We start from the raw sequence: 14,908 nt of genomic DNA on the forward strand, positions 1-14,908 counted from the left end.
AATTAATTTATAAAATATGAATTTTAAAAATGTTGTTTTAACGGTTGTATTTGTAGTTGTTGGAGCATTAAGCGCCCAAGCGCAATTAAATGTTTTAAACGCAAAAACACCAGACGAGATTGGTAAAAAGACGGAAGCACAGATCGCTGCCGACAATGACGAGCCTTTGCCATATGGATATACAGATGAGCGTGATGTCCTTTGGTCTAAGACCGTTTGGGAAATCATCGATCTTGATGAGCGTGTAAACTTTCCATTGTACTATCCTATTGACACCTTTAATATTGGTGAAGAAAGAAGATCTTTATATGATGTATTAATAAAGAACATCAAAAATGGAAATATAGACCAGATCTATGCAGATTCATATTTTGCAAATAAAAGAGAATTAAGTGATATTAGAGCTTCATTAACCTATAGAGATACAACAGATATAGGGATTGATCAATTTAATGCTCAGGGTTATGTAGATCCACAATACATTAGAGAGTTTAATCTGGATGCTGGTGATATCGAAGAGTGGAGAATTCGTGGAATCTGGTATATCGACAAGCGTCAAGGAGAATTAAAGTATCGGTTGTTAGGGATCTGTCCTGTTGCAAGTGAAGCTCGTTCTAAAGCGTTTCCAGATGAAAACATGGATAGTAAGGTTGAATTATTTTGGATTTGGTTTCCAGCCACCCGAAAGGTATTGCACAATGCAAAAGCATTTAACAGAGAGAATACCTCTCAGCCTATTTCTTACGATCATTTGTTAAACTCAAGACGCTTTGATGCTATTGTTTATAAAGAAGACAATGTACAGGGTGACAGAGAAGTGGGGGAGTATATTAACGATAATGCCCTCATGATGCTCTTAGAATCTCAACGTATTAGAGAGCAAGTTCGTAATATTGAAATCGATCTTTGGAACTATTAATGTTCATACCATAATATAATTGCTAAACCCTGAAACTTTTGTTTCGGGGTTTTTTACTTTTGAACCATGCAACAAGTAGAGTATATCGTTGTCGGATTAGGAATCGCAGGAATTAGTTTCTGTGAGCGCTTGTTCGCTGCAAATAAAGCATTTGTAGTCTACGATCCAGGAGTTAACCACTCAACCCTAATTTCTGGTGGCGTCCTTAACCCTGTGGTCTTAAAACGCTTTACAGCGACCTGGAGGGCACAAGAACAGCTGGACGCAGCTATCGCATTTTATAAGTCCCTTTCGGAAACTCTTACCATTCCATTGCTGGAAGCTACAGCTATCCATCGCATTTTTAAAAGCATAGAAGAACAGAACGATTGGATGGTCGCAAGTGATAAAAAGGAGTTGTCTTCCTTCCTTGCTTCTGAAATTTCTAAAAACACAAATACCGCGATCAACGCTCCTTTTGGCTTCGGAAAGGTTCACAATGCCTTTAAAATCAATACATCATTGCTAATCAATGCCTACCGAAAGTATCTGGCAAAAGAGGGGCTGTTGCAAGCTGAAACTTTTGAGTACGAAGCTTTGAAAAGTACCACTGAAGGCTTTCAGTATAAAAATATTCTAGCAAAAAAAATAGTCTTTTCCGAAGGCGCTTCAGTGATTCACAATCCCTATTTCAGAAACGATTTTGTCATTCCAAATAAAGGAGAATACGTACTCATTTACGCGCCTCAGTTACAATCTGATGCTATCCTAAAAGGCGGTATGCATCTTATTCCGCTAGGAAATGATACTTACAAAGTAGGAGCTACCTATGCAAGAGATGAATTTGACACCCATCCTTCCGAAGTAAAAAAACAGCAAATCATCATACAATTGGAAAAAATGATCTCTTGTGAGTATGAGATCGTAGGTCATATAGCGGGTGTACGTCCTACCACCAAGGATCGCAGACCGTTGTTGGGAAGTCTTGCAGCTCATAAAAACATCTATTTCTTTAGCGGACTGGGAACTCGCGGAATTATGGGAGCACCGTGGCTTTCAAAAAAATTGCTAGATTTTTCAGAGCATACTATACCGTTGCCAGAAGAAGTAGCTATTAGCCGATTTTGCTAGACTTTTGATTTATCAAACTTGAAAAACAAGTTGATCCAAATATTTCTGGAAAGTCTTAAGATAATAGGTAGCGCTAAGATTAGGGTTCCTACAATGGCAAGAAAAATTCCCATTTTATCCAGTTTTAAAATAAAATAGGTGATTACGAAAGCAGCTACGGCAAAGGCGATGCCTACTCCATAACTTACATACATAGCACCGTAAAAGAATGACGGTTCAATTTTGAATTTGGTATTGCAATTCGAGCAGCGTTCTGGCATTTGTAAGGTTTCAGAAATTACATACGGATTGGAATTTTTATACATTTTACCTGTCTGGCAAACAGGGCAAGTACTGGTAAAAATACTGTATAATTTTGTTCCTTTCATTTTGAATACCTTTTGGCAAGAAGCTTTTATAACACCTCAAAAATACTCATATTTGCACCAAATTTATACAAGACCCTATAGAATTATCGTATGCTTAATATCCATAATTTATCGGTCTCTTTCCAAGGAGATTATTTGTTTGAAAAGATCACCTTTCAGCTAGGCGCTGGGACTCGTGTAGGGTTAGTAGGTAAAAATGGAGCAGGGAAGTCTACGCTGCTTAAGATCATTGCTGGTGAGCAGGAATATGACGAAGGGCAAATTGCTACCGATAAAGAAATATCCATAGGTTTTTTAAAACAGGATATCGATTTTGTAAAGGGAAGAACGGTACTAGAAGAATCCTATGAGGCTTTTACTTTGATTAAAAAGCTCGAAAAGCAACTGGCAGATATTAACACGGCACTTGCAGAGCGCACCGATTATGAAAGTGAGGGGTATAACCAGCTCATGATAGACCTCAATGATGTGCAACATCAATACGAAATTCATGGGGGGTATAACTACCAAGGAGAGACCGAACGGATTTTACAAGGGTTAGGGTTTGAACGTAAAGATTTTGATATGCCTACCGACACGTTTTCGGGAGGGTGGCGTATGCGAATCGAGTTGGCAAAGTTATTACTTCAAAATAATGATATTCTTTTACTGGATGAGCCTACCAATCACTTAGATATTGAATCGATATTGTGGTTAGAAGAGTTTTTACAGAATTACCCTGGAGCCGTCGTAGTGGTATCACACGATAAAATGTTTTTAGATCATGTAACTAATCGTACCATTGAGATTTCCCTCGGAAAGATTTATGACTACAACAAACCCTACAGTAAATATCTAGTGCAACGACAAGAACTGAGAGAGCAGCAATTGGCTTCGCAAAAGAATCAGCAAAAGCAGATCGATCAGACCGAAAAATTAATCGAAAAATTTAGAGCCAAAGCCAGTAAGGCGACCATGGCGCAATCCCTTATTAAAAAACTGGACAAGATCGATCGTATTGAGGTGGATGAAGATGATAACAGCGTGATGACGCTTCGGTTTCCTGTTTCTATCACGCCAGGAAAGGTCGTCATTGAAGCCGAAGGTGTTTCGAAAAGCTATGATGATAAAAAAGTGCTAAGCAAGGTTGATCTTAGGGTAGATCGTGATAGCAAAATTGCATTTGTAGGTCAGAATGGTCAGGGAAAATCAACCTTGGCTAAGATCATCGTGGGGGATATTGACTATGAAGGTAAAATGGAACTGGGCCATAATGTTCAAATAGGATATTTTGCTCAGAATCAAGCCGATTATCTCGATGGTTCTAAAACTGTGGAGGAAACCATGATCGATGCGGCAGACCATAAATCTCGGCCGAGAGTACGAGATATCTTGGGGTCGTTTTTGTTTAGAGGCGAGGAGGTAGATAAATATGTGCGGGTACTTTCTGGAGGAGAGCGCAATAGATTAGCACTAGCAAAACTTTTGTTACAACCCTTCAATGTATTGGTGATGGATGAGCCAACTAATCACCTTGACATTAAGTCTAAAAACGTATTAAAAGACGCTTTAAAGAATTTTGATGGTACGCTTTTGCTGGTTTCACACGACAGGGATTTTCTACAAGGGCTGAGTAATAAGGTGTATGAATTTAAAGACCGAAAAATCAAGGAGTATTTGGGCGATATCGATTATTTTTTAGAACAGCGGAATCTTCAGAATTTAAGAGAGGCCGAAAAAAGAACCGTAGTGGCTTCCGAAGCAAAAGAAAAGACAAGCGGCGGCAAACAATCGTACGAAAATCAGAAAAAACAAAAATCCCTCACCAACAAGTTGAGTAAAATTGAAGCGAATATTAATAAGTTGGAACGCGAACTAAAAGAGATTGATGTAGAGCTCGCGATCAATTATGATGAGACCATCGCAACTCCTAACTTTTTTGATACCTATCAGGCAAAAAAAGACAAGCTCGCCAAATTGATGGAAGATTGGGAAACGGTAACACTTCGGCTAGAAAAATTATAAGGATCCCCTCGATTTTAGGATAGTTTTAACGCAACCTCATTAGACCATCGCTATTTTTGAAAGTCTAATCTGGAAACCAATCGACTGTGCGTAAAATTATACTCTTTGCTATAGGTGTGCTTATCATCGTAGGTGCTATAGTAGCTGCCCATTTTATTATAAAAGCCAACACCAAGGAAAAACCAAAAGCAGAAAAAGTTGTAAAAACTGTATTTGTAGAGGAAGTGGCTAATAGGACCATTCCAATTGTAATTCCTGCCAATGGGAATCTTGTGGCAAAAAACAGACTAGAATTGTACAGTGAAGTACAAGGAGTATTTCGAAGCAGTGCTCACGATTTTAAGCCTGGTCAAGCATATCGAAAAGGTGAAACCTTACTTAGACTGGATTCTTCGGAATATTATGCCTCTGTGCAGGCTGCGAAAAGTGAGTTTTATAATTTGGTTACTTCTTTAATGCCCGATCTTCGTTTGGATTACCCCGAAGCATTTCCAAAATGGAATAATTATCTCAATAATTTTGATATGAATGGGGCTGTGCCAAGCCTGCCTGAAACAACTTCAGAAAAGGTTGGGTATTTTATTACTGGAAGGGGAGTCAATGCCGCCTATTACAATGTAAAAAATCTGGAACAACGATTAGGAAAATATTCTATTAGAGCTCCTTTTTCTGGAATAGTTACTGAAGCATTGGTAACCAAAGGAACTTTAATTCGGTCGGGTCAAAAATTAGGGGAGTTTATAGATACCTCGGTTTTTGAATTGGAACTTTCTATTGGTAAAAAATTTAGTGACCTACTAGCGATTGGCGAGTCTGTTTTGCTGAAAACCGTCGATACCAATAAAGAATATATGGGGAAGGTGGTACGTGTCAATGGAAGAATTGATCAGGCAACTCAAACCATAAAAGTTTTTGTACAGGTTGAAGGAGAAGATTTGAAAGAGGGGATGTTTTTGGAGGCGCAACTTGAGGCCAGTGAAGAAACGAATGCCATCAATATTCCTAGAAAATTACTGGTAGACCAAGATCAATTATTTATTTTAAAAGATAGTGTCTTGGATGTTATGAAGGTGAATCCTGTTTATTTTTCTACAGATAGTGTTGTTGTAAAGGGGGTGCCAGACGGGACTTTAATCTTATCCAGGCCCATCACGGGTGGATACACTGGCATGCTAGTAAAAGTGGGTAATGAGGAGGAGAAGGTTGACGGAAATTCATCAGCTAAAGGCAGTCAGGAATGAAAAAACTCATCAGTTATTTTATAAAATACCATGTCGCTACCAATGTGCTTATACTGGCGTTTATCATTTTTGGTGTTATTGGTATTTTTCAGTTAAAATCTTCCTTCTTTCCGTTACAAGAGGCAGAAATTATAACAATTTCGGTAGCCTATCCAGGAGCAGCTCCTCAAGAAATTGAAGAAGGAGTCATTTTAAAAATAGAAGATAATTTAAAAGGGCTTATTGGAGTTGAACGGGTTACCTCGGTTTCTAGAGAAAGCGGGGGAAGCATTACGGTTGAAATTGAAAGTGATGAGGACATCAATGATATGCTGGCTGAAGTCAAAAATGCAGTAGATCGCGTGCCTAATTTTCCTACGGGGATGGAGCCATTGGTAGTTGCTAAGCAAGAACAGATACGGCAAACCATCGATTTTGCCATTAGTGGCGATAACATTGAGTTAACGGCGTTAAAACAGATTGGTCGTCAAGTAGAAAATGATCTTCGGGCGATGGAAGGCATCTCTCAAATTACTGTTTCAGGCTATCCCGAAGAAGAAATAGAAATTGCTATACGTGAAAATGACCTCTTAGCCTATAATCTGACATTTACCGAAGTTGCCAATGCAGTAGCTCAGGCCAATATTCTTACAACTGGAGGAAATATTAAAACAGATGCAGAAGATTACTTAATTAGAGCCAGTAACCGATCCTATTATGGAGACGAACTCAATAATTTAGTGGTGCGCTCTCAACAGGATGGAACATTAGTGCTTTTAAAGGATGTTGCCACCGTGAGAGATCGCTTTTCTGAGACTCCCAATGCTTCTTATTTTAATGGCAATGTCGCCGTGAATATTGAAATTACGAATACCAATAGTGAAGACCTTATTTCTGCTGCAGATCAAGTGAATGCCTATATTGAAGAATTCAATGAAAAGTATACGGGTGTTACAATCGATGTGGTTAGTGATTCCTCCATCCGACTTGAACAGCGAACTGCTTTACTGTTAGAAAATGGTGCTGTAGGAATTCTTTTGGTGCTTTTGTTTTTATCCTTCTTTCTGAATACGAGGCTTGCGTTCTGGGTGGCTTTTGGGCTTCCAATCTCCTTTTTAGGGATGTTTATTTTTGCTGATCTTTTTGGGGTGACCATCAATGTATTGTCTTTGTTCGGGATGATTATTGTGATTGGAATACTGGTGGATGACGGTATCGTTATTTCTGAAAATATCTATCAGCATTACGAAAAGGGAAAGCCAAGAATACAGGCTGCAATTGATGGTACTATGGAAGTGTTGCCTCCCATTGTGGCTGCGATCACGACTACCGTTTTGGCTTTTGCTACCTTTCTTTTTCTCGACGGAAGGATAGGTAACTTCTTTGGGGAAGTTTCGGTCATAGTAATTTTAACGTTAGTGGTTTCACTGGTGGAAGCGCTCATCATTCTTCCTGCGCACATAGCTCATTCTAAAGCATTAGTTTCAGAAACTGAAGAAGAGCGTAAAAATAAAAAGGGAATTGCTAAAATCTTTTCAAAATTGCGTGTCTTTAACGAATATGGAGATCGGTTTATGGGCTATTGTCGGGACAATTTATACAGTCCGGTACTCAAATTTGCATTGAAACAACGATTTATCACCTTTTCAATTCTCGCTGCTTTAATGATTTTGACCATAGGGAGTTTAAATGGCGGTATTATAGGCACTGCATTTTTTCCTAGTATTGCCAGTGATAGGGTAAGTATCAACTTGCTAATGCCAGAAGGAACCAATCCCAAGCTAACCGATTCGATTATTACATTGGTAGAAGATGCCGCATGGCGTGTTAACGAGGACTATACTTCAAGGCAAACGGGAAACAAACAAGTAGTAGAAAATATCATCAAACGGGTAGGGCCTGGAAACAATAAAGCTTCTTTGCAAGTCAATTTATTACCTGGGGAGGAACGGGATTTTTCTTCTCCAGACATTACCGCGTCGATACGAAAAGAAGTGGGGCCCATCTTTGGAACCGAGCGTCTTACCTTTGGTTCTGGCGGAAACTTTGGAGGAAGTCCGGTGTCTATTTCGTTATTAGGAAATACTACCGACGAATTGAAAGCGGCAAAAAATGAATTAAGACAAGCATTAGAAGACAATCCGTTGCTGGCAGATGTCACCGATACAGATCCTGAAGGAATTAAAGAGATCAATGTAGTACTCAATGAAACTGCGTATGCGTTGGGGCTCAATCTTCGGGAAGTGATGAGCCAGATACGAGCAGGATTTTTTGGATTACAGGCACAACGTTTTCAAAGAGGACAGGATGAAATACGCGTATGGGTTCGATACGATAAAGAAAATCGCGAATCGATCAACGATCTGGATGATATGCGCATTATCACCCCTAGTGGTGTGCGGGTTCCGTTTAGTGAGATTGCGAGTTATGAAATTAGAAGAGGGGACGAGTCCATTAGCCATTTAAATGGACAACGAGAAATACAGGTAAGTGCAGATATGGAAGACCCAAAAGGCAGCCCGACAGAAATACTGGACGACATTCGTGAAAATGTGATGCCCGATATATTATCCAAATATCCTTCGGTAAGTGCTTTGTATGAAGGGCAAAACAGAGAGGCAAAAAAATTGACAGATTCTGCAAAGACAGTGGTGCCTATTATTATTTTTCTAATATATATTGTAATCGCTTTTACTTTCCGAAGTTATAGTCAGCCGTTATTATTATTAATCATGATCCCTTTTAGCTTTATCGCCGTAGGATGGGGACACTGGTTTCATGACTTTCCTATCAACATCCTGTCTGCCTTAGGAATTATTGCATTGATTGGAATTATGGTCAACGACGGATTGGTACTTATTGGGAAATTCAATTCTTTCTTGAGAGAAGGGATGAAATTTGATGAAGCATTATACGAAGCAGGAAGAGCGCGATTTAGAGCTATTTTTCTAACCTCTATAACGACCATTGCGGGAATTGCACCTTTGTTATTAGAAAAGAGCAGACAAGCCCAGTTTTTAAAGCCTATGGCGATCTCTATTGCCTACGGAATAGGTATTGCGACGGTATTGACTCTTGTGATTTTGCCACTGTTATTGTCCTTTACAAATACGGTAAAAACGAATTCAAAATGGCTAGTTACTGGAAATAAAGTAAGTAGGGAAGAAGTAGAACGCGCTATAAAAGAAGAAAAAGTAGAAAATGAAGAGCATTAAACTAATAATCATCAGCCTGATTTCGATGAGTACGTTATGGTCTCAGGACGCTAATTTTTTATCGAAAGAAGAAGCGATCAAAGAAACCCTTGAAAATAACTTCGGAATTAAAATAGCGAAGAATAGTGTCCTAGTTTCAGATAATAATCAGAATATATTAAACTCTGGGTATTTACCCTCTCTTACTGGAAACGCGGGGGCGAATTATAATATCGAAAATCAAGAGGTAACATTTAATGATGGGACTTCACGATCGATCGATGGTGCCGAAACAACTCGGTACAATGCTTCAATAAACCTTAATTATACATTATTTGATGGTCTGGGGAGATTCTATGACTTTAAGAGATTAAAAGAAGAATACAATCTTACCGAGCTGCAGGCTAGAGAGACTATAGAAACAACGTTATTGCAGTTATTCTCTGTGTACTACGAAGTAGCCAGACTAACCGAAAACGAGGTGGTTTTACAGCAAACCTTTCAGAATACAAAACAGCGATTAACGAGAGCTGAATACAGTTTTGATTATGGACAAGTAAACAAATTGGAGGTATTGAATGCCGAGGTAGACATAGTAACCGACAGTATCAATCTTTTAAATACCCGGCAGGAACTTGCCAATGCCAAACGGGATCTCAATGTTATTACAAACAAAGGGTTAGAACGGATCTTTACAGTAGATACCACCGTTGCATTTACCAATGAATTGCGAATTGAACAATTTATAAGAGAAGCCGATACCACGAATGTACGTTTGCTTCAGGCAGAAAGGAATATAGTCATTGGCGATTATAATTATAAAGCGAGCAAATCTATATTTCTACCAACGATAGGGCTTACAGGATCCTATGGTTGGAATGAAGGGAATTTTCCCAGTACTAGTTTTGCCAGTTCAAATACCTCTACGGGTTTTGCTGCAGGTTTATCATTGACCTGGAGCTTTTTTGATGGGGGCAGCGGCATTACTACGATTAAAAATGCTAAGATCAATTATGCCAATCAAGAGTTGTTTAAAAGTCAGATTGCAAACGAAGTGGAACGGGATATAGCAAATGCCAAAGGAAATTATTTAAATCGGTTAAATGTATATAGACTGCAAGAACAAAATGTAATTACTGCCACTAATAATTACGAGCGTTCTAATGAACGCTATAAACTAGGGCAAATCACTTCTGTAGAGTTACGGCAGGCACAATTAAATTTGTTAAATGCAAAAACGAATAAGAACTTGGCAAAATATGAGGCTAAATTGGCGGAGTTAGAGTTGCTTCAGTTAACGGGTCAATTACTAAATATCGAATTTTAATGGAAGAACATTTTTTTCAGTGTCCGTATTGCTGGGAAGAGATTTCTATGTTATTAGATGTATCGGTTTCGTTTCAGAAATACATTGAAGACTGTGAAGTTTGTTGCAATCCTATTGAAGTTTCAGTAGGGTATGAAGATGGTGTATTGAATTCATTTTCAGCAAATAGCATTGAGCAGTAGATTTTTTTTAGTATCTTTAAGATAACTAATTAATTGGGGCATGCATTCAAGTTTTACTTTTTCTAAAGATACCGTTGGTTTTTTAATTGATGGAAATGTCAATGAAAAGGCCATCAACAAGCTGCAAATTGAAATTCTAGAAAAATTAAAATCCTTTGACAAAATTAATCTCTACCTGGAAGACTCCAATATTGAAAGTTTTACGTTACCAGCCATCGTGAACCAATTAATGTTTAAATTGGAACATGGTGATCGGTTTAGAAAAATTGCCATCGTTACAGATCGTAAATGGATCCATATGTGTGGGAGTATTGAAAATATATTCCTTTCGGGAACCTTAAAGAATTTTGATATTTCGGAACGCTTAAAAGCGATGAACTGGATTAGCTCCTAGCTCTGGTTGCACGTCTAGCTTTTCTTTTTTCAGATCGGGACGCGCTAGTTTCTTTTGTGCTATTTGAACCTCCCGTAAGTGTCGCTTTGAGACCCGATTCGGTGTTAAGCCATAAATAGTTAAAAAACGACTTTGTTTTATTTCTGGTTGCATTTCCACTACCTTCTCTAAAACTGTTTTCTTCATTGTCGCTATCTTTTTTAATAAAAAGATTGGCAATAGCAGAAACAAATCCTTTTTTATCACGACCATTATCTCCCAGTATTGAAACTTTAAAATCATCGTAATTCATCCGCATATCAATCATTGAAGTATTGTTATCGCCACTGATGGTGAAATAGGTTTTGTTGGTCATACCTTCGAGTTTCACTTTTAAGTTTGGTTGTGTAAACTTATTGAGTTCTGCTGCCGCAAGCGACCCAATTTCGGCTTTAAACAGAAACTGATCTGCAGTATTCGTTACATCAAACTCCCAGTTCACATTAAACGGTGTATTTTCCATAAACTCAGCTTTGATATCAATTTGAGTTTTCGTTCCTGAAGGATATGTATTACTAGCATTATAAATAGAAGCAAAAAGATTTGAAAAATTGATCGTACCCCCGCTATTATCTGCCTTTACTCTTTCGGTATAGGTAATAGCGCCATTTTTTATTTCAATTTCATCCACGGTTAAGTCGAAATTAAGATCTCTAAGCATTTTGCTGTACAGCGGTTTTATTTTAGGATCGTCTGCTAGTAGTTTATTTCTATAAATCACTGCCTTTGGATCTTCAAAGAGTATTTGAGGGACGTTTACAAAAAGTCTGTTGTTTTTAAATCCGAAATCTATCTCTGAAGCTGTTAGACTGTTAAAGTCGATATCGAAGTGATCCCTTTCTACGGAAAGTATATTGGACAGTTGTTGTCTGGAATATTTGGTACGAAGATTTATTTTTTGAATCGCTAGTTTTTTGTCTTTTAGCTTCAGATCTCCAACCGAAACATTTTCGTAGGGACTCACTTTCAGAAAAACTGAATCTGTTTCTGCTTCATATTCTGAAAATTCAAGCGGTAACCTTCGTTTTAAGGTTTCAGAAGTAACTAAAATATCGTCAATCTCTATGGTGAGATTTTCAGCATACATAAAAATAGAATCCTTAGTCGCATCGATAATTTTTAATGTGGTGTTGTCAATGCTTAGTTCATCCACAATAACAGGTTTGTATAAACGGATGGGTGCTTTGCGAACCGTATCTGTACTTGTAATAAGCCGGTCTTTATAATAGGTGATGACGGGGCTTTTAAGCTTAATATCTTCTATATGTATTTCTTCATTAAAAAGGTAATCCCAGTAGCTTACTTCTTCGATAATGATCTTATCCAGGGTAATAAAGGTATGTTGCTGATTGTCTTTTTTATTCTGAAAGACTACAGAAGGCTCAAAAATGGTAATCGTACCCCTAAGAACATCGAGATTCATTCGTTTGTAGGATTGAGAAATGTTTGAAGGTAACTGAGTTGCTAAAAAATTTTCTACTTTATTTTTTACAGTATAATTTATATACATGGTGGCAAGAAGGCCTATGATGATGATAGCCCCAATACTACTAATTATCCAGCGAAGTGTTTTTGACATATTCAAATGTACTAAACAAGCAGTTGAGGTAGAAATGTTTGTGATTTTTTGTTAAATATTTTCTACTGCCTTGTGGTAAGAATTAAAAATCATTGTATATTTGCAGTCCACATCGCGGGCTTAGCGCAGATAGCTAACTCGTCGGGATTGAGCCCGAAGCCCTTTAAGATGAAAAAGACATATCGCGGGATAGAGCAGTATCCCGTAACCAGTACGGGACAGGGTACCTACCAGTTTAGTACTAGTTAAGAAAGAAATTGCAAAGTTGAGTATAATCAGCTTTTTAAGATACATCGCGGGATAGAGCAGTAGGTAGCTCGTCGGGCTCATAACCCGAAGGTCACTGGTTCGAGTCCAGTTCCCGCTACAAAGGCTTAAGTGCCATTAACAAACGGTTAGTTCACTACTAACCGTTTTTTTTATGCTTACTCTTAACGAATTTATTATCTTAGAACACAGAAATGAACACGATTTAGAACACAATATCAATTACTCCATCCCAAAAATCTACGATGCTAATGGCGACTTATCAAAGCGTTGGTATGTTTATTTTTCCTATCGAAACCCTATAACAGGAAAATTAACACGTCAAAAAAATGTTTATGGTACTGTCAATAAATTAAAAAATAGAGAGGATAGGCTTACTCTTTTAACAGCTTATCGAAAATGTTTACTTCGACTACTTAAAAAAGGGTATAGTCCTTATGAGGATAACAAAGAACTCCATAAAAACTTAACCAAAGAAAAAACAACTGCCGCAATTGTGACACCAAGCATCGCACATCAAAAAACGATGCAAAGCACTACAAACGCTGAAAATAATACTATATATACGCATGCAACTAGCCAAATTGCAATACCCAAAGTTGCAGATGCTTTTAAAATAGCTCTTGGGCTTAAAAGTCATTCGGTTAGTAAACGAACCTTAGATGATTATACTTCTACGACAAATAATTTTATAAAATGGTTAAAGAAAAACCATAAAGAGGTTGTTTATATAGATCAAATCTCAAAAAAAATTCTTTTAGACTATTTAAACAGCGTTTTGAGCCGAAGTAGCGCGAGAAATAGAAACAACTATCGGATTAATTTAAGTAGTGTTTTTCAGGTTTTAAAGGATAATGATTATGTCAAAGAAAACTATCTAAAAGATATAAGCACTTTGCGATCTATACCTAAAAGAAATAGAGGGTATTTGGAGCAAGAACAAGAAAAGATATTTAGGTATCTTGAAAATCGAGATCCTTTACTTCTCTTGTATATAAAATTTATCTCCTTTGCCTTTTTAAGGCCTGTAGAGGTATGTAGACTTAAAGTTGGGGATATTGATTTAGAAAATAATATAATAAGATTTAAAGCGAAGAATAAACCTTATAAAACGAAGATCCTTCCACAACTTTTAATAGATGCACTTCCTGATCTTTCGATTTATGATAAAGATAGCATATTATTTACACCAGAAGGTTTAGGAATATCATGGGATGCTACAGTTGAAAGTAGACGTGATCATTTTTCAAAGAGATATAAGCAAGTTGTAAAAAATCATTTTGGCTTTGATGAAAATTATGGATTATACAGTTTTAGACATACCTATATCACTAAGGTTTATAAAAACCTAAGACAGAATATGACCCCCTTTGCCGCTAAAAGTAGCCTAATGTTAATTACAGGTCATACCACCATGACTGCCTTAGAAAAATATTTAAGGACAATTGATGCTGAAATGCCAGCGGATTATTCAGATATGCTATAGATATGAGTACTCACGAAAAATTTATCGGATTAATAAGAACACTGGCAACCCCAGCAGTTTTTTACCTGCCGCCTTCACATATTGACGATCAGGTACGAGGTATGTTTGACTTTCCATTAGATACCTATTTAAACAAGTTATTATATGTTACCGGTAAAGGCAAAACTAAATCAATGAAGTTGCCTGCGCATTTACATAAGATTATATCAAAGCGTACCGTTTTGGAAGAAAGCGTTTTTAAAATAGCAGATTTTAAAGATCTTTCGGGCAAAAGAAAATTTAAGTATTTAATTGATCGCTACATGCTTTTTCTAAATGCTATGTGTTTTTATTCTGAAATATTATACCGCGAGTTAAAAGAGCATTTTCCAGATGCGAGTGATAATATCTACTTAACATTTAAAATACAATATCACAATTTTTTAGATCATCGGAAGTCAATTATCGAAGTTTGCAACATCAAAAAACTTAAACCCTTTTCATTAGAAGATTTTGCAATTTTAGGATCTATTGAAAGCCCAATATTTAATAAAAATATATTGCAATATAGCATCAAAGAAATAGATCCTATTTCAAAATCTCAAAATGATAGCCTTATAGATAGTCAAAAAGATTCAATCAATGAAATTGAAGTTGAGAAATACTTATTAGAGACTGTTTTTAATATTAATTAATTTAGAACTCCCTAATAATCATTAGAATATATATGGGCAATTGATGTAGTTACATTTTTTTGATTTATTTGCAACACTTCCAATTGCTATAGATTGATACGATAATAAACGTTATATGAATATTTGTTTGACGTACAATTAGTCT

General features: G+C 37.1%; 12 protein-coding genes and 1 tRNA gene. 11 read left to right on the plus strand and 2 right to left on the minus strand.

Annotated features, from left to right (window positions below):
* The first annotated feature begins 16 nt into the window (after positions 1-16).
* On the plus strand, positions 17-919 hold the full coding sequence (gene porN / locus ACFQO1_RS03180; protein ID WP_380216524.1) for a type IX secretion system ring subunit PorN/GldN: 903 nt from the start codon (positions 17-19) through the stop codon (positions 917-919).
* A gap of 66 nt (positions 920-985) precedes the next feature.
* Positions 986-2,029, plus strand: coding sequence for an NAD(P)/FAD-dependent oxidoreductase (locus ACFQO1_RS03185; protein WP_380216525.1), 1,044 nt, complete (start codon positions 986-988; stop codon positions 2,027-2,029).
* Here ACFQO1_RS03185 and ACFQO1_RS03190 read toward each other — a convergent pair.
* On the minus strand, positions 2,026-2,397 hold the full coding sequence (locus ACFQO1_RS03190; RefSeq protein ID WP_380216526.1) for a DUF983 domain-containing protein: 372 nt from the start codon (positions 2,395-2,397) through the stop codon (positions 2,026-2,028). The two genes, ACFQO1_RS03185 and ACFQO1_RS03190, sit on opposite strands and share 4 nt — an antisense overlap.
* Positions 2,398-2,487: 90 nt before the next feature.
* Between ACFQO1_RS03190 and ACFQO1_RS03195 the strand changes: the two genes are divergently transcribed.
* The 6 genes from ACFQO1_RS03195 to ACFQO1_RS03220 all read left to right on the plus strand — a co-directional run bounded on the left by ACFQO1_RS03195 (position 2,488) and on the right by ACFQO1_RS03220 (position 10,718).
* Complete coding sequence (locus ACFQO1_RS03195; RefSeq protein WP_380216527.1) at positions 2,488-4,401, plus strand: ABC-F family ATP-binding cassette domain-containing protein; 1,914 nt, start codon at positions 2,488-2,490, stop codon at positions 4,399-4,401.
* An 86-nt stretch (positions 4,402-4,487) separates the two neighbouring features.
* Positions 4,488-5,642 carry an efflux RND transporter periplasmic adaptor subunit gene (locus ACFQO1_RS03200; RefSeq protein WP_380216528.1) on the plus strand — a complete coding sequence of 385 codons (1,155 nt, stop codon included), beginning with the start codon at positions 4,488-4,490 and terminating at the stop codon, positions 5,640-5,642.
* Positions 5,639-8,836, plus strand: coding sequence for an efflux RND transporter permease subunit (locus ACFQO1_RS03205; RefSeq protein WP_380216529.1), 3,198 nt, complete (start codon positions 5,639-5,641; stop codon positions 8,834-8,836). The genes ACFQO1_RS03200 and ACFQO1_RS03205 overlap by 4 nt, the downstream gene beginning before the upstream one ends.
* A gap of 25 nt (positions 8,837-8,861) precedes the next feature.
* Positions 8,862-10,142 (plus strand): TolC family protein, encoded by a 1,281-nt coding sequence (locus tag ACFQO1_RS03210; RefSeq protein ID WP_380216530.1) that lies wholly within the window; start codon positions 8,862-8,864, stop codon positions 10,140-10,142.
* Positions 10,142-10,324 (plus strand): CPXCG motif-containing cysteine-rich protein, encoded by a 183-nt coding sequence (locus tag ACFQO1_RS03215; protein ID WP_380216531.1) that lies wholly within the window; start codon positions 10,142-10,144, stop codon positions 10,322-10,324. Before ACFQO1_RS03210 ends, ACFQO1_RS03215 begins: the two co-directional genes overlap by 1 nt.
* Positions 10,325-10,364: 40 nt before the next feature.
* Positions 10,365-10,718, plus strand: a complete 354-nt coding sequence (locus ACFQO1_RS03220; protein ID WP_380216532.1) for a SpoIIAA family protein — start codon at positions 10,365-10,367, stop codon at positions 10,716-10,718.
* Here the strand turns inward: ACFQO1_RS03220 and ACFQO1_RS03225 are convergent.
* Positions 10,708-12,336 (minus strand): AsmA family protein, encoded by a 1,629-nt coding sequence (locus tag ACFQO1_RS03225; protein WP_380216533.1) that lies wholly within the window; start codon positions 12,334-12,336, stop codon positions 10,708-10,710. The genes ACFQO1_RS03220 and ACFQO1_RS03225 overlap by 11 nt on opposite strands.
* A gap of 294 nt (positions 12,337-12,630) precedes the next feature.
* Here ACFQO1_RS03225 and ACFQO1_RS03230 point away from each other — a divergent pair.
* The 3 genes from ACFQO1_RS03230 to ACFQO1_RS03240 all read left to right on the plus strand — a co-directional run bounded on the left by ACFQO1_RS03230 (position 12,631) and on the right by ACFQO1_RS03240 (position 14,763).
* Positions 12,631-12,703: transfer RNA gene (locus ACFQO1_RS03230), tRNA-Met, on the plus strand.
* A gap of 54 nt (positions 12,704-12,757) precedes the next feature.
* The gene (locus ACFQO1_RS03235) at positions 12,758-14,089 is read left to right on the plus strand and encodes a tyrosine-type recombinase/integrase (RefSeq protein ID WP_380216534.1); all 1,332 of its coding nucleotides are present in this window, start codon (positions 12,758-12,760) and stop codon (positions 14,087-14,089) included.
* A gap of 2 nt (positions 14,090-14,091) precedes the next feature.
* On the plus strand, positions 14,092-14,763 hold the full coding sequence (locus ACFQO1_RS03240) for a hypothetical protein (protein WP_380216535.1): 672 nt from the start codon (positions 14,092-14,094) through the stop codon (positions 14,761-14,763).
* Positions 14,764-14,908: the final 145 nt, after the last annotated feature.

The sequence above is a fragment of the Jejudonia soesokkakensis genome (genome assembly GCF_042664795.1).
GTDB classification, from domain to species: Bacteria; Bacteroidota; Bacteroidia; order Flavobacteriales; family Flavobacteriaceae; genus Jejudonia; species Jejudonia soesokkakensis.